Source organism: Flavobacterium sp. Leaf82 (assembly GCF_001422725.1).
In the GTDB taxonomy this organism is placed as follows: domain Bacteria; phylum Bacteroidota; class Bacteroidia; order Flavobacteriales; family Flavobacteriaceae; genus Flavobacterium.
Window position 1 is genome coordinate 119,220 of sequence record NZ_LMMA01000034.1, and the last position, 17,800, is coordinate 137,019.

Genomic DNA, 17,800 nt, shown 5'->3' on the forward strand with positions numbered 1-17,800 from the left:
CAAGTTTCAAGTTTTATTTGTTTCAAGTTTTTACGCTGAAACATGAAACCTGAAACAAGAAAAACTTTAAACAAAATAACATGGAAGATAAAACATTTACCATATCGGTATATTCAGAAAATAACGTGGGCTTGTTGAATAGAATATCAGGAATATTCTTAAAGCGCCACATTAACATACTAAGTTTAAACGTTTCAGAATCAGAAATAGAGAATGTTTCAAGATTCATTATCGTTGTAGATACAACTGAAAAATGGGTTAAGAATATTGTAGGTCAAATAGAAAAACAAATCGAAGTAATAAAGGCATTTTATCACACGGATGAAGAGACTATTTATCTTGAAAATGCAATATTTAAAATCGCTTCAAGCTTGTTGTTTGACGAAAAACAAATTCAGAATATCATCAAAGACAGCCAGTCTACGATTGTAACAGTTTCGCGTGATTTCTTTGTGATTTCAAAATCAGGAAGACGTTCAGAAATTGAAGAATTATATGCAAAATTTAAGCCATACGGCATTATGCAATTTGTACGTTCCGGCAGAATATCTGTTTCTAAAGAAAAAATGGAGATTTCGACATTATTAGAAACATTCAAATAGTATCATTTTAGTTTACTTAGTTAATCAATTATCAAATTACACATTCATTAAATATTAAAAAAGAAAATGGCAAATTATTTCAATACATTACCACTTAGATTACAATTAGAACAATTAGGAGTTTGCGAATTTATGGAGCAATCAGAATTTGCAGACGGAATTTCAGCATTAGCAGGAAAAAAAGTTGTCATTGTAGGTTGTGGTGCGCAAGGTTTGAATCAAGGTTTAAACATGAGAGATTCTGGTTTGGATATTTCATATGCATTACGTGCAGATGCAATTGCTGAAAAAAGAGCTTCTTATAAAAATGCTACTGAAAACGGTTTTACAGTAGGTACGTACGAAGAATTAATTCCAACTGCTGATCTGGTTTGTAACTTAACACCGGATAAACAACATACTGCTGTAGTTACCGCCATTATGCCATTAATGAAACAAGGTTCGACTTTAGCATACTCTCACGGTTTCAATATTGTTGAAGAAGGAATGCAAATTCGTAAAGATATTACAGTAATTATGTGTGCGCCTAAATGTCCTGGTTCTGAGGTTCGTGAAGAATACAAAAGAGGATTTGGTGTACCAACACTTATCGCAGTTCATCCGGAAAATGATCCAAACAGTTTTGGTTTAGATCAGGCAAAAGCTTACGCTGTAGCAACTGGAGGACACAAAGCAGGAGTTTTGAAATCATCATTTGTTGCCGAAGTAAAATCAGATTTAATGGGTGAGCAAACAATCCTTTGCGGATTATTGCAAACTGGCTCTATTTTATGTTTTGATAAAATGGTAGAAAAAGGAATTGATCCTGCATATGCTTCAAAATTAATTCAATACGGATGGGAAACTATCACAGAAGCTTTGAAACATGGTGGTATTACAAATATGATGGATCGTTTGTCTAATCCTGCAAAAATTGAAGCTTATGAAATTGCAGAAGAATTAAAAGACATCATGCGTCCGTTATTCCAAAAACACCAGGATGATATTATTTCAGGAGAATTCTCAAGAACTATGATGATTGACTGGGCTAATGACGATAAAAACTTATTGACATGGAGAGCTGCTACAGGAGAAACTAACTTCGAGAAAACAGCTCCAACAGATGCTGCAATTTCTGAGCAGGAATATTTTGACAATGGAGTTTTAATGATTGCAATGGTTAAAGCCGGAGTAGAATTAGCTTTCGAAACTATGACAGAAGCAGGAATTATCGAAGAATCTGCTTATTATGAGTCATTACACGAATTGCCTTTGATTGCTAACACAATTGCAAGAAAAAAATTGTTTGAAATGAACCGTGTTATTTCGGATACTGCAGAATATGGTTGTTATTTATTTGACCATGCCTGCAAACCGTTATTAACAGAATATATGAAAACTGTTGAAACTAACATTATAGGAAAACCATTCTCGGCTTCAAACGGAGTAGATAATGCTATTTTAATTGCAGTAAACAAAGAAATCCGCCAACATCCTATCGAAGAAGTAGGAGCATGGTTGAGAGAATCTATGACTGCAATGAAAAAAATTGGATAATAAATTGGGAATTACCACACATTCGAATGTGGGATTTGCACTGTATCTCTGTTCTAAGTAATATTTTGAATTAGTAAGCACTTATTAAGAAAAATGGATATAGATGCATATTGCATTCACTTAACTTCTGCAAGCAAGTAAGTTAAGTGAAGCTAATCCCTAATGAAGGGGTATATTTAGTAAAATAGATATACTTGTTGAAGTTTCATTTTAATTAATAAAGATGCTGCTATTTTCAAAATAGAACCCGGCATTGTAATACAGAATTACAAAATTAATTGTTATTGAAATTGTTAAAAACAAAAGGCATGGTATTTATTTATCGTGCCTTTTTTGTCATCAGCTTTTTATTCAAAAAAGTAAAAATTTATAGTAAATTCAGAAAAAAGCAATATTTTTTTTAATATGTGTTTTTTTTCGACAAAATTTATGAATTAAATAATTTTAAGAATACGTTGATATTTAATACATTTATAAAAAAATTCCAGAAACATATGAGTTATTATAAAATTGAAAATTTAGAACAATATTTTAAACATTACAATAAGTCAATAAGGGAACCAAGGAAATTTTGGGGAAAAATAGCAGAAGAAAATTTTACCTGGTACCAACAATGGGAGAAAGTAGTAGATTTTAATATGGCTGATGCTGAAGTGAAATGGTTTACTGAAGCAAAAGTTAATATTACCAAAAATTGCATCGATAGACACTTAAGCAAAAGAGGAGAAAAAACGGCGATTATTTTTGAACCAAATGATCCTTCTGATAGCGCTTTACATATAACGTATAACGAATTATACGAAAGAGTTTCAAAAATGGCGAATGTTTTGCGTGAGCAGGGTGTTCGTAAAGGTGATAGAGTTTGTATTTATTTACCAATGATTCCTGAGTTGGCAGTTTCGGTTTTAGCATGTGCGAGAATCGGGGCAATTCACTCTGTTATTTTTGCAGGATTTTCAGCTTCGGCAGTTTCTGCAAGAATTAATGATTGCGAATGTAAAATGGTAATTACTTCAGATGGAGGTTACAGAGGGAATAAAACCATAGATTTAAAAGGAATCGTAGATGAAGCATTAGAAACCTGCCCATCTGTTACTAAAGTTTTGGTTGCTAAAAGAACCAACACCAACATCAAAATGAAAGAAGGTCGTGACGAATATTTACAGCCTTTATTAGATGCAGCTTTAGACAATAGTGTTGCTGAAATCATGGATGCCGAAGATCCTTTGTTTATTTTATATACTTCAGGATCAACAGGAAAACCAAAAGGAATGGTTCACACCACAGCCGGATATATGGTTTACACAGCTTATACCTTTAAAAATGTTTTTAGTCACGAAGAAAATGATATTTTCTGGTGTACTGCTGATATTGGCTGGATTACAGGTCACTCTTATATTTTATACGGACCATTGTTAAACGGTGGAACAACTGTAATTTTTGAAGGAGTTCCGTCTTATCCGGATTTCAGCCGTTTTTGGGATATTATCGAAAAACATAAAATCACACAATTCTATACAGCGCCTACAGCAATTCGTTCGTTAGCAAAAGAAAGCTTAGATTATATTCAAAAATATCCTCTAAAATCACTTAAAGTTATTGGATCTGTTGGAGAACCAATCAACGAAGAAGCATGGCACTGGTTTAACGATCACGTAGGAGATAAAAGATGTCCTGTGGTTGATACGTGGTGGCAAACAGAAACTGGCGGAATCATGATTTCTCCTATTGCTTTTGTTACACCAACAAAACCAACTTATGCTACTTTGCCATTACCGGGTATTCAGCCAGTTTTAATGGATGAAAAACGCAATGAGATCGAAGGAAATCAGGTTGTAGGTAGTTTATGTATTAAATTTCCGTGGCCAGGAATCGCCAGAACAATCTGGGGAGATCACCAGCGTTACAAAGACACTTATTTCTCTGCTTTCCCGGGTAAATATTTTACAGGAGACGGAGCTTTAAGAGACGAAGTTGGATATTACAGAATTACGGGTAGAGTAGATGATGTTGTAATTGTTTCCGGTCATAATTTAGGAACTGCGCCTATCGAAGATGCGATCAATGAGCATCCGGCAGTAGCTGAATCTGCAATTGTTGGATTCCCGCATGATATTAAAGGAAATGCATTATATGGTTATGTAATCCTGAAAGAAACAGGAGAAGTTAGAAATAAAGAGAACCTGTCTAAAGAGATTAACCAATACATTTCTGACCATATTGGACCAATTGCAAAATTAGATAAAATTCAGTTTGTATCTGGTTTACCAAAAACACGTTCAGGAAAAATTATGCGTAGAATTTTACGTAAAATAGCCGAAGGAGATTTCTCTAATTTTGGAGATACTTCGACTTTGTTAAACCCTGAAGTTGTAGAAGAAATTACTAAAGAAAGAATTTCTTAATTCTAAAGATAAATAGAAATAAAAATGCCTCTTAAGAAATTAAGAGGCATTTTTTTATGTTTAAAATTGTATTATTAAATATTTGTCAGACTGAGCGAAGTCGAAGTCCCGCAAAGTGATTCTCCATAAAAAAAAACTTTGACTTCGCTCAGTCTGACAAGTAAAACTTAAATATTCTTATATAACTTATATGGTTTTAAAAATTTATTTAATACCCAATCTTGATTTTAATTTTAGGAACAAAAGCGCAATTTTATAAGCGTCTTCAGATGAAGAGTTTCTGTCACTTTTAGGGATCTTGAATATTTCGCTTAAATCATCTAACGAAAATTGTTTGTCGTTGATATCCATTAATTTGCGATACATCATGTCAATATCCAATGCTTCGTTTTTTAAACGTCCGCAATCCAGGCGTTCAAGTGCTGCGTTTAGCATTTCGATATCAAAATTAATGTGATGACCTACCAAAATAGAATTACCTATAAAATTTACAAATGCTTCAATTGCATCCGGCTCAGGCATTTTGACCATTTTGCTTTCAATGATAAACTCATTCGAAAGTCCGTTATCCTGCAGGAATTTATATTGCAGTAAAACGGCTTCAAAATTTTCTTTTATTATAATGCTGTCATCAACTACTGAAAAAGCCCCCAGAGATAAAATCACATCTTTGTTAGGATTTAATCCAGAAGTTTCTGTAGACAGAACTACAAATCTATTGGGTTTTGTTTCGAATTTAGTCAGATAATCTTTCCAGAAATCCGGATACTCTTTGTTGATATTTTTAATCCAGTCTAGCATAGTTATGAGAATTGTGTAAGTTGAAATTTACTCTTAATTAGTTCCTCAAGGTCTTTCATTGGGGTTAAGGCATTTTTTAACTTTTCTTTGTCCGTTTTAGACATTTCTCTTATATTGACGTATTGTCCCGAATCGTCATTTTTTAATCCTTCAACAGTTCTAAATTTTGATAATGTTAAAAATGCTTCGGCACAGCTTAAATATATTTCGGCATTTTTAGAATCTGTTATCGCGAGTTGTTTAAATCTTAAATAAGTGTTTTTTATTCCTTTTATATTTGAATTTAAAATCAACAAACGGGCAGCGTCAATTAATGGCATTAATGCGCGGGTTTTGATATCAAATTTTGTTTTATGTGGTCCTTCTTCCTCTAAAATGAATTTTTTGAAAAAGCTCAAAGCAGAATTTTTCTTTAAAGCATCATTTCCTAAAAAGTCAAAGAATAAGGTATTGTTAACGGCATTTTTAAAGATAACATTTTCTATTACTTCTTCGATTTTTGGCTCTCCGAAAACAATTTCATAATCAAAGAAAATACTACTTAAATCATTGCTGTTTTCACCTGGAGTATTCATCCAGCTGTTGTATTGTTTTGTCCAGTCTGTCAATGATTTACACCATAACATATTACTTCCCATATGTCCGTTTGGGCAATACTCGTAACCAACTTTTTCAAGTATGGCAGTTGTTCTTTTTGCCAATCTCAAAAAGTAATCTTTAACTTCTCTGTATTTCTCTGGCGCAACATCTTCAAAAATAAGTATACTATCCTGGTCTGTAAGTAATAATTGTTCCTTACGACCTTGACTTCCAATGCTTAACCATGCAAAACGAGCAGGAGGGGAGCCTAAATCCAAAATAGATAATTCGACAGCACGTTTTATAATCGCCAGATTAATTTCGCTGGCAATATTACTAATATGAGAAATTGGAATATTTTTCTGAATTGAGTTTTGAATCAGATCAGACAAACGATCGCGTATTTGTTTTAAGTCTTTTGGAAGCTGTGAACGTTTAATTTCTTTAATTAAAACGCCAGGGTTACTGGCTTGAGCTACAATCAAATCGTGTTCAGAAATAATTCCTTTCACGGCAGATTTACTTGTACCATCTTTAGTAACACATAAATGCGTAACATTGTGTTTCAGCATTAATAATTGAGCTTCGGCCAATGAAACATTTTCAATTACCGTAACAACCGGCGAAGACATAATCTTGTCAATTGTTTCTGTAATAGGGTAACGTCCGGTCGCAATTTTAGACGATAAATCGGCATTTGTTACAATCCCAATTGGGTTATTTTTTTCGCAAATTACAATGTTATCAACCATTGATTCGGTCATCAAAATCGCAACATCCTTAACGATACGGTTAGATTCTGTAGTTAATGGCGAATTATTATAGACAAGAGATTGAATATATTGCATTTCTGTTTGCTGATCTACATAGAATGCAGTGTCAGAAATCAGTTTTCCGTTAGAATTTACATTGTCTTTTGCGTGTCTTGAATTGATGGCAAAATTCTCCAGTAAAAAGTTTAAAACGTCTGAATTATTAGCTACAAAAGGTCTGAAAACTGCTATTGGTATAGCATAAATGATACTTTCTTCACGCGCTTTTGCTGTCATCATATAGTTGTTTTTAGCAAAAAACGGACGTAAACCAAAAATATCGCCTTCATGGCATTTGTTTATAATCGTTTCTTCGGCATCGGCAATTGTAGTTAAATTTATGACACCAGAAGCTACAACATAAAAACTATCATGAAGCACATCGTTAATTTGAAATAAAACTGCGTGTTTCTCTAAATTGATAACACGAATATTAGTAGCAATATCAGATAATTCCTGAAAAGTTAAATTATCAAATGGCGGGTATTCTTTTAAAAAATCTGCAATATGCTCAGCAATTGTATTCATAATTTTTTGATAATTTTTTTTAAAGTATCGAATGTAAAAATAATAAAATAAAGTCTTACTATGAAAGCATCTTCATGAGAATGTCATTATTTTAAATAATTGCTAAAGTTTCCTGTTTTCAAGGCTTTAAAAACGTTTTTTTAGTCTTTTAAAATTGTTATTTACATTTGAAATTAAGCAGAAGAGAGCTCAAAAAACATTTGTTTGCCGTTTTATTGGAAATCTTTTTACAGGAATCAGGATTGTATTGGAGGAGATTCCAAAATATTCTATTTTACATAATATAAATTATAGTTCAAATAGTATATTTTTATTTGAGCTGTGATTTGTATTAAATCATCCTTTTCGACTAATATAACTTCGTGAGAATTATTTCTTTGGGCACTAAATCAGCGCCACCTCTTTTAATGAATTGCAGTACTTGATCATTTGTAAAAATAACTGCGCTTACAGAGCCATTTTTAGATTTTATATTTATTTGAGCTTTTTCACCAAATGAATTTACGTATCCGGTAACTTCCATAACATCCGTAACAAATTTTTCATTGTCGCTTATAATCTCTGCGGTTCCAAATATTTTATTATTTGACTGTGCGATGTTTAATTTAAAAATATATTCTTTGCTGCAATCCTTGCAATTTTCAGTGCTCCAGGTTCCTGTAAATCGATTTGTTTGTGCATGCGCTGAAAATGAAATCAACAACAATAATAGAATAAATTTTCTCATATAAAATTTTAAAAAACTTTTTTTAATAAATACGCTCCAAATATAAACGAAAAAAGCATTCACCGTGGCGAATGCTTTTGTTTTGAATATAAATTCTAATTTATTTAATTTTTTTCAAATAAACAGATTTCCCGTTTAAGGCAACATTTATTTCATTGTTTTTTTCTGAGAAAGTTGTTCTTAAAGCATTTCCTTTAAAAATAGAAACATCTCCATAAACTTTTCCGGTTTCATCAGAAACATATTCAAATAATAATTTTTTATTATCCGGTTCAATTCCAATTCTATAACTTGAGAATTTTGACGTACTAAGATTAAATTCTTGCTGTGTATCAATAATTTTTCCGTCGGCATAGAAATTTGTAACAGATTTGTTCAAAGTAATGTCCGGATAATATTGGTTTACTTTTTGTAAAAGTGCATATTGCTCTGGCGACGCATCTTCTATTTTAGTTGTAATAGTCTGAGCAAATGACATTGTTGTAAAAATAAGAGCTAATAGTAAAGTGAATTTTTTCATAAAATTTAGTTTTTAAATTAAGATTAATTTCTTTTGAAATCAATTCTATATTAAATAAACCCTCTTTTGTTGTTATAAGATGGTGTTTAATTACATAACAAGGTACTAAATATTTACCTTTGCACGAAATTAAAAGCAATTTTTTAAGATAATGACAACAAAAAAATACATTAAACTCATCCTTATTTTAGGTTCTTTGACAGCTCTTGGTCCTTTTTCAATCGATATGTACTTGCCCGGGTTTTCCGGTATAGCTAAGGATTTGCATACAACGGTTGCGAAAGTCTCGATGAGTTTATCCAGTTATTTTATCGGGATTTCTGCCGGACAATTACTTTACGGACCGTTACTGGATCGTTTTGGACGCAAGAAACCTTTATTTATTGGATTATTAGTCTATATATTAGCCTCATTGGGTTGTGTTTATGTTACTAATATCGATTCATTTATACTTTTACGTTTTATTCAGGCTGTTGGCAGTTGTGCTGCGACAGTTGCTTCTGTGGCAATGGTAAGGGATTTATTTCCTGTAAAAGATATTCCTAAAGTTTTTTCATTGCTTATGCTGGTTTTGGGACTTTCGCCAATGTTGGCGCCAACAATTGGTGGTTACGTTACTGAAGATTATGGCTGGCACACGGTGTTTTTTATTTTGATGTGTATGGGAATCGCTATTTTAATAGCTGCTCAGCTTGGCTTGCCTAATAGTTATAAACCTGACACTTCGATTTCATTAAAGCCAAAACCTATTATTTCAAACTTTTTGAAGGTCCTTAAAGAACCTCAGTTTTTTACATACGCATTTACAGGTTCTATCGCTTTTTCAGGATTATTTACATATGTAGCGGCCTCTCCTATAGTTTTTATGGATATTTATCATGTAGACGCTAAAACGTACGGATGGATTTTTGCATTTATGTCCGTTAGTTTTATTGGATCTAGTCAGTTAAATTCGGTTTTATTAAAGAGATTTTCAAGCGAACAAATGATTTTTGCGGCACTAATTATACAATCTGTGATTAGTATTGTTTTTTTAATCCTTTCTGTAAACAATCTATTAGGATTATATGAAACAATTGCAATGCTTTTTTTGTTTTTAGGATGCTTAGGAATTTCAAATCCCAATACTGCCGGACTTACTATGGCGCCTTTTGCTAAAAATGCAGGAAGTGCTTCAGCTCTTATGGGCGCAATTCAGCTTGGTTTAGGTGCGTTAGCTTCGTTTGCTGTTGGAGTTTTTGTGAAAAATTCTGTTGCACCAATGGTTCTTATTATGACCGTAACAACTATTATTGCCTTTATTGTTTTAAATATTGGAAAACGTTTTATCAAAAATAAAGTTGAAGTTTCTGAAAATGAAGATGTTTTAGTTGGGCATTAAAAAAAAACAATTTTACATAATCTTGTCATTTCGATGAAGGAGAAATCACACTAGAATTATATATAGAATGTCATTATTCTTTGTCGAGCTACTTGCGAAGATTTCTCCTGCGTCGAAATGACAAACGTGATGTATTCCCTGATGCTCTAAGATATATTTTAAATAATAAAAAAGCCAGAATTTAATAATTCTGGCTTTTTTATTGTGATCTTATTATCCAATTGAATGAAGATTTTAGAATTGTTTTTTTATCAATTTAAGATCTTTTATCAGGTCTGATAATCATTCTCAGCGATTGATCTCTTGCAAAATAAGCGACCATCCAGTTCCAGAATGTATTTAATCTGTTTCTATAAGTAATTAACGATATCAGGTGGATAAACAACCAGATAATCCAGGCAAAGAATCCTTTAAAATGCCATTTTGGACTTGGTAAATCAACTACAGCTTTATTTTTACCAATGATTGCCATAGAACCTCTGTCATTATACATAAATGGTTTTAAAGGTTTGTTGTGAACTAATGCTTTAAAGTTTTTAGCCAAATTCAATCCTTGCTGAATCGCAACCTGAGCCACTTGTGGATGTCCGTCAGGGAAATTTTTATCTCCGGCCAAAATTGCTGTGTCACCAATTGCATACACATTCGTAAGACCATTTACTTTATTGTACTGATCTGTTGCCATACGTCTGCCGCGGCCATAACTTTCTGTTGGGATTCCTTCAAATATTTTAGCCGAAACTCCCGCAGCCCAAATTAGATTTTTGGTTTTGATTGTTTCTCCGTTTTCAAAATATACGGTATCATCTATATAATCTGTAACGCGGCTGTTAAGTTTTACGACAACGCCCAGTTTTGTAATAGCGTCCAGAGTATCTTCTTGCGAAGCTTTGCTCATTGGCGCAAGAAGTGCGTCTCCCCCATCGACCAGATACACGTTGCTGGCAGATGTTTCTAACTCCGGATATTCTTTTAAAAGTATGTTTTTACGCATTTCTGCAAACATTCCTGAAACCTCTACTCCTGTTGGGCCACCTCCGGCAACAACAATCGTTAATAATTTACGACGTTTGCGTATGTCTTTTGTAATTGCTGCTTTCTCCAGGTTTTTAAGCAATGTATTACGCATTTCGATGGCATCATTTAAGGTTTTCATCGGGATAGCGTTTTTCATTACGTTTTCCATACCAAAATAGCTTGTTTCGGCTCCGGTTGCAAAAACCAAATGATCATAGGACAACTCGCCGTTATTAAGGACTATTTTATTTTCGGCAGGAACTACAGAAATTAATTCGCCTAAACGAAACTGAAGATTTTTTTTGCCTGCAAAGAATTTTCTAAAAGGATAACTAATACTTGATGGTTCTAAAAACGCTGTAGCAACCTGATATATAAGTGGTGGAAAGAAATTATAATTGTTTTTGTCTACAAGTGTTACTTGTATTTGAGGTTGGTTTACAAGCTCTTTTGCGAGATTTAGTCCTGCAAAACCACCTCCTATGATGACTATGTTCATATATTATTTATTAAGTAGGGTTCATGAGTAAAACGATTCTGCCTTAGCAGTTGTATAAATTTAACATTATAATTTCAAGATACAAAACCCAATGTGAGTTTTCTTTTAAAATTGTTACAGAATTAATGCGTCAATTTAAGTTTCATCATAAGATCTGTTTGCTCCTCATTTCCTAACTTAAAAATGTGTTTATCAAATTCTCTAAAACCATTTTTTGTATAAAAACGTACTGCTCGTAGATTTTCTTCCCAAACACCTAACCATACATAGTCTTTGTTTTTTTGTTGGGCAATTTCTATTGCTTTATCGTAAAGCAATTGTCCAACTTTTTTTCCGTGAAATTCTTTCGAAACATAAATTCGCTCAATTTCCAGCGCTTTATCGTCTTTTAATTCGGTTTGAGATTCGCCAAAGTTTACTTTTAAATAACCAATTACGTTATTTTCAAGCGTAGCAAAATAAAATTCAGAATCAGTATTTTTAAGTTCTTCTGTTAGTTTTTCGCTGGAAAATTTTTCATCAAGATATTTTTGCATGTTTTCTTCAGAATTTGATTCTGAGAAGGTTTCATGAAAAGTTTTTCGACCAATTTCTTTCAATTGATCGATTTCTTGTAGTGTTATTCTTTTTATTTCAATAGTTTCCATAAGTAACTTTCTGTTGTGTTTTTAAGGTTTGGAATACCTTATAAAAATACAACAGAAACTATGAAACCAATGAACTGAAATGTTACTTTTTGAATTTTTTAACAGGCTTTTCGGTTACTTCAACTTTGTTTTGAAGAACGTAATTGGCTAACAATTTTTCTATTAATTCGTCTTTTGTAAGGTGGTGAAAAACTGTTTTTACTTTCGTTTTTAAATCCGTTGAGATATCGTGATTAGGTTTTGTTTTAAAGATTTGTTTTGCCCATAAAAGAGTATTGTTTTCTTCCAGACTTACTACAGAAGGTTTTTGGAACTGCGTAAACTTAATCCCCAATTCTTTTTCGAATTCCGGAATTTCAGCTGTTTCTTCTTCTTGTAAAACCGTCAGGGAAAGTCCCTTTGCTCCTGCCCTTGCCGTTCTACCGCTTCTGTGAACGTAGTTTTCGTAGGTATCCGGTAAATGATAGTTGACTACATAAGAGATCTCTTTTACATCGATTCCTCTTGCTGCTAAATCTGTTGCTACCAGAATATTGATATGACCTTCACGAAATTGCTCCATGATTCTGTCACGAATTCCTTGTGATAAACTTCCATGTAATGCGCCTGAAGAAAAACGATTGATCGCTAAGTTTTTAGCCAGTTTATTTACTGCAGCTTTGGTTTTACAGAAAATGATTCCGCGTTCTCCGTCTCTTGAATTCAGGAAATGCATTAATACATCTAATTTTTCGATAGGATCAACTACAATATATTCGTGATCAATTCCTTGGTTACCAACAGTTTCCATATTGGCGCTAACCTGAACTACGTTTTTATTTAAGTAATTCTGAATCAATTGTTTGATCGTTCCCGGCAAAGTTGCTGAGAATAATAAAGTTCTGTGTTTTTTAGGCAGTTCAGCTACGATTTCGTCTAAGCTTTCTTTCAGGATCGAAACCATTTCATCGGCTTCGTCTAATACTAAATATTCTGCTTGTTTTAAATCAATTGCTTTGCGCTGAATCAAATCAATCAAACGTCCCGGTGTTGCAACTACTATATGTGTAGGTTGCGATAAACGCTCGATTTGTGGTTTTATTGGGATTCCGCCACATGTTGAAGCAATAGAAATGTTTGGAATGTGTTTTCCAAAATCTTCTAAATTTCTAAAGATTTGTTGTCCAAGTTCTCTGGTGGGAACCAAAATTACAGCCTGAACAATAGACGATTCTGTATTGATTAATTGTAATAATGGTAATCCGAAAGCGGCTGTTTTACCTGTTCCGGTTTTGGCTAAACCTACAACATCATGACTTTCAGATAAAAGTAACGGAATTGTTTTTTGCTGAATTTCTGTTGGTTCAATAATATTCAATTCGCTTAATGCTTTTAAAATTGGTGCTGAAATTCCTAATGATGAGAATTGTTTAGACATTGTTTTTTTATTGTAGAGTTCTGATTTTAGATTTTAGATTTCTGCCGCAGATTACTCAGATTAAAATGATTTTTTAGAACCTTCAGTTCTTTTATTTTTTTGTCATTTCGACGAAGGAGAAATCACATCCAATATTCGACAAACTTTGTGTAATACTAGTGTGATTTCTCCTTTATTTTGGTGACATAACTTTATAATTATTATTCCTTATGAAATCTAAAGCCTTAGCCCTGATGGCAGCGGTATCCTTTTTCTGGCTTCTTTAGCCGGGAAAAGATTTAGCGGACAGCAGGAAATAGCTCCTAAAAATTCCAATGATTTTAAAATTCCAACTGGATAGCGCTTCTCCCGATAGCTATCGGGATCGCTCAGCGTGACAACCTGAAACTTGAAACCTTAAACCTGAAACAAATTTTTTATTCTTCGTCAGGTTCGTTCATGATTTTCTCACGATATTTTTTACCTATTAATAAGACTAATTTTAGTTTATAATCGTCAACCAGCCATTCACGGTAGTTTTTACTGCATTGGCTCAAACATTTTGCGTAACGTTTGATACGACATTCGATATCATCATCAAGTTCTTTTCCTAATGATTTTGCTTCTTGCAAAGTCTCGGTATTATCAACACACATTGCGGCGTGTTGCTCTAATGATTTGTCCAGTACTACTTTTGAACGTAAATTTTGTTTGATGATTAGTTTATGTTCTTCATCAACATCAAAAGTAACATCAGCAGTTTTTGCAAATTTAGCACGTAATTCCGGAGGCATGCTGTATTTAAAATACAATTCGATTTCAGTATCATCACGTAGATTTTCCAGATAAAATTCTGGTGATTTAAAGATATGCTGCCAGTTTACCGGCTCGCTCCATAAACCAAAACGTGCTGCATTATTACCTAAATCGATCACTGTAAACTCGTCTTTACCGGGTAATTTACGAGATCCACGACCAATCATCTGGTAGTATAATGTTAGTGATTTTGTTGCTCTGTTTAAGATAATAGTTTCAACTGTAGGTTCATCAAAACCTGTAGTTAAGATTCCTACAGAGGTTAAAATTGCGTCCGGAGTCTTTTTGAACCATGCCAAAATATCCTTACGTTCCTCTGAACTGCTTGTATTATCAAGGTGTCTAATGTCGTAACCGGCTTCTCTAAAAGTTTCATATACATATAATGAAGTATGAATACCGTTGTTGAAAATCAGAGTTTTTTTACCTAACGAACGTTCTGTATACGCATGCAAAAGTTTTTCCTGCATGATGGTATTCGTATATAAATCGTCTGATGATTTTACGGTATAATCTCCGTTAATACCAACTTTTAGTGATGTTAATCCCACATCATAACTATAGGTTGTTGCACGTGCAAGGAATCCTTTGTCGATTAATGAACTAATGGTGTCTCCCACAATAAGTTCATCATAACTCTGGTGCATTGGTAATTTTATATTCGAACTCAAAGGCGTTGCTGTTACTCCAAGAATAAAAGCATTTTTGAATGAGTTTAATAATTTTCTGAATGAATTGTAATGTGCCTCATCGATAATAACCAAACCAATATTATCAAGGTGCAATTTTTCGTCATTGATACGGTTTTTTAAAGTCTCAACCATGGCCACAAAACACGAATATTCGTTTTGGTCCGGTAATTCTTTTACTTTACTGTTAATGATTTTATTAGAAACACCAAAACCTTTTAGCATCTTCGATGTTTGTTTACAAAGCTCGATACGATGCGTTAAAACCACCACTTTTTTATCATTATTAGCTAAATAACGACGAACGATTTCAGAGAAAATAACTGTTTTTCCCCCACCTGTTGGCAATTGATATAATAAATGATGTTTGGAAGGAGCATTGTCTAAACGTTCAAAAATGGCATCGATATCGCCTTTTTGGTATGCATAAAGTTCTTTTTTCTCTTCTCTTTCTATTTCTAAAGTGTTTTGAGACATTGTTTATTTTTGGATTTTTGCAAAAATACACCTAAAAAACAGTTATTCATCTTATTTTAACGTAAAATAAATGATTTTTTTAAATAAGATTTTTTATGAGAAAAGCCTTTATAAGTCTATTTTGTCTGAAATTGCCTCAAATTCGTACTTGTTTTTCCATTTTTGTTGAATAGTTTCTTGTTGAATGGCAAAAATACGTTCCTTAAATTCCAGCAAAATTCCATTAGAAATTACAAAATTTACAGCTTGCTCAAATGAATTAAGAATGCTTTTGTAAAATAATTCCTGTTTAATAAAATTATTGGACGAATAGGTTTGTGCAATTTCGATATTATAAAGCATCAAATCTGCAATTACAAAAGGATCAACGCCAATCATTATAAAATGTTTGATGATTTTTTGAGCAACAGAACGTCGCATTTTGGCTTTTGGACGCCATTTTGCATTGGGTTTCTTTACAGGAAAGTATTCATGCGATATTTTTACTTTCGATTCCTGCAAAAGTTTATCTTCTTTAGGATTAAAAACAAAATCATAATAGACTTTTACGGGACTAAATTTTTCATACAACTCAATAATTTGTTCTTCGAGTTGTTCCTTGGTCAATTCGCCCAAATATTTTTTTAAATCGCGTTTACTCATTATCAAAGTTTAAGGTTACAAAAGTAAATTACTTTATTGATTCATACCGCAAAAACCAATCCTAATACTTAATTTTGCTTGTATAAAACTTAAAAAACAGATACATGCTCAAGATTTTCAAAGTTACCGCAATTTTAGAAGGAATCTCTTATTTGGTGTTATTCGCTAATATGTTGATTATCAAAAACAGTAATCCTGAATTATATCATACAATATTACGTCCGTTAGGAATGACGCACGGGGTTTTGTTTATTGGGTACATAATATTAGCAGTTTTACTTAGAAAATCTCAAAATTGGGACCTTAAAACTTTCGGAATCATCCTGATTGCTTCCCTTATTCCTTTTGGAACTTTCTATATCGAGAAAAAATATCTGGAAAATAATGCATAAACCTTTGGATAAAATATTTAACTTTTTATATCCGCTTTTTAGGGATTGGGGAATGAGCCGCAACTTTGCGTCTTATATTAGCCTTGTCCTTAATATTGTAATCATGGTAATTTTGGCATTTGCCATATATTATGTAGCAAAATTTGTTTTAGTAACCTTAACCGCCATTTTTGCGCAAAAAACTAAAACTAAGTTTGATGATTACTTAATTCACAACAAAACCACAAAATACACGGCATATTTAATTCCATTTTTCTTTGTTTATAAAGCTGTTCCTATTATTCTGGATAAATACGAATATTGGGAATCTCTTTTTGGAAAAATAGTGGGTATTTATATCGTTTTGATCAGTTTATGGATCATCAGAACTATTTTTAATGCTTTAAGAGATTATCTAAAACAAAAACCGGAATACAGCGATAAACCTATCGATAGTTTTGTTCAGGTAATTATGATTGTTCTTTGGATTTTTGGCGTTGCGATGATTATTTCGACGTTATTCGGAATCAAAAAAGGAGAATTATTAACGATTTTAGGAACGCTTTCGGCAATTATTATCTTGATTTTCAGGGATACTATTTTAGGATTTGTTTCAAGTGTTCAGGTTGCCATTAATGACATGGTTCGTATTGGTGACTGGATTACGATGGATAAATTTGGAGCAGATGGTGATGTAATCGAAATAAACCTGACTACGGTAAAGGTTCGAAATTTTGATAATACGATTACCACGATTCCAACTTATGCGCTGAGTTCAGACTCTTTTCAGAACTGGCGCGGGATGCAAAAATCTGACGGAAGACGTATAAAAAGACATATTTTAATAAAAAGCAGCAGTATTCGTTTCCTTAATAATGATGATCTCAATCATATGAAACGTGTACAGCTTATTAACACTTATATCGAAACCAGACAATCTGAAATTGAAAAATACAATGATTTGCGCGGTATCGATAAATCATTGTCATTAAATGGTCGAAATATGACCAATTTAGGATTGTTTAGAAAATATATTATGCAATATCTTCTGGATCATCCCGGATTAAACAAAGATATGCATATTATGTGCCGTCAGTTACAATCGACTGCACATGGTGTTCCGTTAGAGATTTATGCTTTTTCGAGCGATAAACGCTGGGCGAATTACGAATATATTATGTCAGATATTTTTGATCATGTAATGGCTTCGGTTATTTATTTTGATCTTGAAATATTCGAATTGCCGTCGACGATTGGACCTTTAAGTTAGTTCTCAGTCTCAGTCTCAGTTTTCAGTCACAGTTAAACTGAAAAACGAGACTGAGACTGAAAACTATTTTTTAATCTCAGTTTTG

The 17,800-nt window shown here is 32.8% G+C and carries 15 protein-coding genes; 6 read left to right on the forward strand and 9 right to left on the reverse strand.

Annotated elements, in window-relative coordinates:
* Positions 1 to 80 precede the first annotated feature (80 nt).
* From ilvN to acs, 3 genes are all read left to right on the forward strand, one after another.
* Positions 81 to 602: an acetolactate synthase small subunit gene (ilvN, locus tag ASF10_RS20210; RefSeq protein ID WP_056253331.1), complete on the forward strand. Its 522-nt coding sequence runs from the start codon at positions 81 to 83 to the stop codon at positions 600 to 602.
* 66 nt (positions 603 to 668) lie between these two features.
* Entirely contained in the window at positions 669 to 2,138 is a 1,470-nt protein-coding gene (ilvC, locus tag ASF10_RS20215) for a ketol-acid reductoisomerase (RefSeq protein ID WP_056253334.1), read from the forward strand.
* Between the two features lie 494 nt (positions 2,139 to 2,632).
* Positions 2,633 to 4,543 (forward strand): acetate--CoA ligase, encoded by a 1,911-nt coding sequence (acs, locus tag ASF10_RS20220; protein WP_056253337.1) that lies wholly within the window; start codon positions 2,633 to 2,635, stop codon positions 4,541 to 4,543.
* A 204-nt stretch (positions 4,544 to 4,747) separates the two neighbouring features.
* Here acs and ASF10_RS20225 read toward each other — a convergent pair whose 3' ends face one another.
* The 4 genes from ASF10_RS20225 to ASF10_RS20240 form a co-directional block, all read right to left on the reverse strand.
* Positions 4,748 to 5,344, reverse strand: coding sequence for a PolC-type DNA polymerase III (locus ASF10_RS20225; protein WP_056253340.1), 597 nt, complete (start codon positions 5,342 to 5,344; stop codon positions 4,748 to 4,750).
* A 2-nt stretch (positions 5,345 to 5,346) separates the two neighbouring features.
* Complete coding sequence (locus tag ASF10_RS20230; protein WP_056253342.1) at positions 5,347 to 7,263, reverse strand: DUF294 nucleotidyltransferase-like domain-containing protein; 1,917 nt, start codon at positions 7,261 to 7,263, stop codon at positions 5,347 to 5,349.
* Positions 7,264 to 7,612: 349 nt separating this feature from the next.
* Positions 7,613 to 7,990, reverse strand: coding sequence for a hypothetical protein (locus ASF10_RS20235; RefSeq protein WP_056253792.1), 378 nt, complete (start codon positions 7,988 to 7,990; stop codon positions 7,613 to 7,615).
* A gap of 100 nt (positions 7,991 to 8,090) precedes the next feature.
* Entirely contained in the window at positions 8,091 to 8,510 is a 420-nt protein-coding gene (locus ASF10_RS20240) for a hypothetical protein (protein ID WP_056253344.1), read from the reverse strand.
* 151 nt (positions 8,511 to 8,661) lie between these two features.
* On the opposite strand from ASF10_RS20240, the gene ASF10_RS20245 reads away from it, so the two are divergent.
* A complete protein-coding gene (locus ASF10_RS20245) occupies positions 8,662 to 9,891 on the forward strand; it encodes a multidrug effflux MFS transporter (protein WP_056253347.1) in 1,230 nt (409 codons plus the stop codon).
* A gap of 256 nt (positions 9,892 to 10,147) precedes the next feature.
* On the opposite strand, the gene ASF10_RS20250 is transcribed toward ASF10_RS20245, so the two are convergent.
* The 5 genes from ASF10_RS20250 to ASF10_RS20270 all read right to left on the reverse strand — a co-directional run bounded on the left by ASF10_RS20250 (position 10,148) and on the right by ASF10_RS20270 (position 16,074).
* The gene (locus tag ASF10_RS20250) at positions 10,148 to 11,407 is read right to left on the reverse strand and encodes an NAD(P)/FAD-dependent oxidoreductase (RefSeq protein ID WP_056253350.1); all 1,260 of its coding nucleotides are present in this window, start codon (positions 11,405 to 11,407) and stop codon (positions 10,148 to 10,150) included.
* 122 nt (positions 11,408 to 11,529) lie between these two features.
* Complete coding sequence (locus ASF10_RS20255) at positions 11,530 to 12,054, reverse strand: GNAT family N-acetyltransferase (RefSeq protein ID WP_056253353.1); 525 nt, start codon at positions 12,052 to 12,054, stop codon at positions 11,530 to 11,532.
* Between the two features lie 82 nt (positions 12,055 to 12,136).
* A complete protein-coding gene (locus ASF10_RS20260) occupies positions 12,137 to 13,471 on the reverse strand; it encodes a DEAD/DEAH box helicase (protein ID WP_056253355.1) in 1,335 nt (444 codons plus the stop codon).
* Between the two features lie 416 nt (positions 13,472 to 13,887).
* Entirely contained in the window at positions 13,888 to 15,432 is a 1,545-nt protein-coding gene (locus ASF10_RS20265) for a DEAD/DEAH box helicase (RefSeq protein ID WP_056253358.1), read from the reverse strand.
* Positions 15,433 to 15,540: 108 nt separating this feature from the next.
* On the reverse strand, positions 15,541 to 16,074 hold the full coding sequence (locus ASF10_RS20270; protein ID WP_056253361.1) for a DUF6155 family protein: 534 nt from the start codon (positions 16,072 to 16,074) through the stop codon (positions 15,541 to 15,543).
* Positions 16,075 to 16,178: 104 nt separating this feature from the next.
* Here ASF10_RS20270 and ASF10_RS20275 point away from each other — a divergent pair, with 104 nt between their 5' ends.
* Both ASF10_RS20275 and ASF10_RS20280 read left to right on the forward strand, forming a co-directional pair.
* Positions 16,179 to 16,466, forward strand: coding sequence for a DUF3817 domain-containing protein (locus ASF10_RS20275; RefSeq protein ID WP_056253362.1), 288 nt, complete (start codon positions 16,179 to 16,181; stop codon positions 16,464 to 16,466).
* Positions 16,459 to 17,715 (forward strand): mechanosensitive ion channel family protein, encoded by a 1,257-nt coding sequence (locus ASF10_RS20280; RefSeq protein ID WP_056253365.1) that lies wholly within the window; start codon positions 16,459 to 16,461, stop codon positions 17,713 to 17,715. Before ASF10_RS20275 ends, ASF10_RS20280 begins: the two co-directional genes overlap by 8 nt.
* The last annotated feature ends 85 nt before the right edge of the window (positions 17,716 to 17,800 follow it).

Excerpts from the sequence above, each read along its gene's own strand:
- ilvN (WP_056253331.1), top strand. The coding sequence starts at position 81 with ATGGAAGATAAAACATTTACCATATCGGTATATTCAGAAAATAACGTG.
- ilvC (WP_056253334.1), top strand. The coding sequence starts at position 669 with ATGGCAAATTATTTCAATACATTACCACTTAGATTACAATTAGAACAA.
- acs (WP_056253337.1), top strand. The coding sequence starts at position 2,633 with ATGAGTTATTATAAAATTGAAAATTTAGAACAATATTTTAAACATTAC.
- ASF10_RS20225 (WP_056253340.1), bottom strand. The coding sequence starts at position 5,344 with ATGCTAGACTGGATTAAAAATATCAACAAAGAGTATCCGGATTTCTGG.
- ASF10_RS20230 (WP_056253342.1), bottom strand. The coding sequence starts at position 7,263 with ATGAATACAATTGCTGAGCATATTGCAGATTTTTTAAAAGAATACCCG.
- ASF10_RS20235 (WP_056253792.1), bottom strand. The coding sequence starts at position 7,990 with ATGAGAAAATTTATTCTATTATTGTTGTTGATTTCATTTTCAGCGCAT.
- ASF10_RS20240 (WP_056253344.1), bottom strand. The coding sequence starts at position 8,510 with ATGAAAAAATTCACTTTACTATTAGCTCTTATTTTTACAACAATGTCA.
- ASF10_RS20245 (WP_056253347.1), top strand. The coding sequence starts at position 8,662 with ATGACAACAAAAAAATACATTAAACTCATCCTTATTTTAGGTTCTTTG.
- ASF10_RS20250 (WP_056253350.1), bottom strand. The coding sequence starts at position 11,407 with ATGAACATAGTCATCATAGGAGGTGGTTTTGCAGGACTAAATCTCGCA.
- ASF10_RS20255 (WP_056253353.1), bottom strand. The coding sequence starts at position 12,054 with ATGGAAACTATTGAAATAAAAAGAATAACACTACAAGAAATCGATCAA.
- ASF10_RS20260 (WP_056253355.1), bottom strand. The coding sequence starts at position 13,471 with ATGTCTAAACAATTCTCATCATTAGGAATTTCAGCACCAATTTTAAAA.
- ASF10_RS20265 (WP_056253358.1), bottom strand. The coding sequence starts at position 15,432 with ATGTCTCAAAACACTTTAGAAATAGAAAGAGAAGAGAAAAAAGAACTT.
- ASF10_RS20270 (WP_056253361.1), bottom strand. The coding sequence starts at position 16,074 with ATGAGTAAACGCGATTTAAAAAAATATTTGGGCGAATTGACCAAGGAA.
- ASF10_RS20275 (WP_056253362.1), top strand. The coding sequence starts at position 16,179 with ATGCTCAAGATTTTCAAAGTTACCGCAATTTTAGAAGGAATCTCTTAT.
- ASF10_RS20280 (WP_056253365.1), top strand. The coding sequence starts at position 16,459 with ATGCATAAACCTTTGGATAAAATATTTAACTTTTTATATCCGCTTTTT.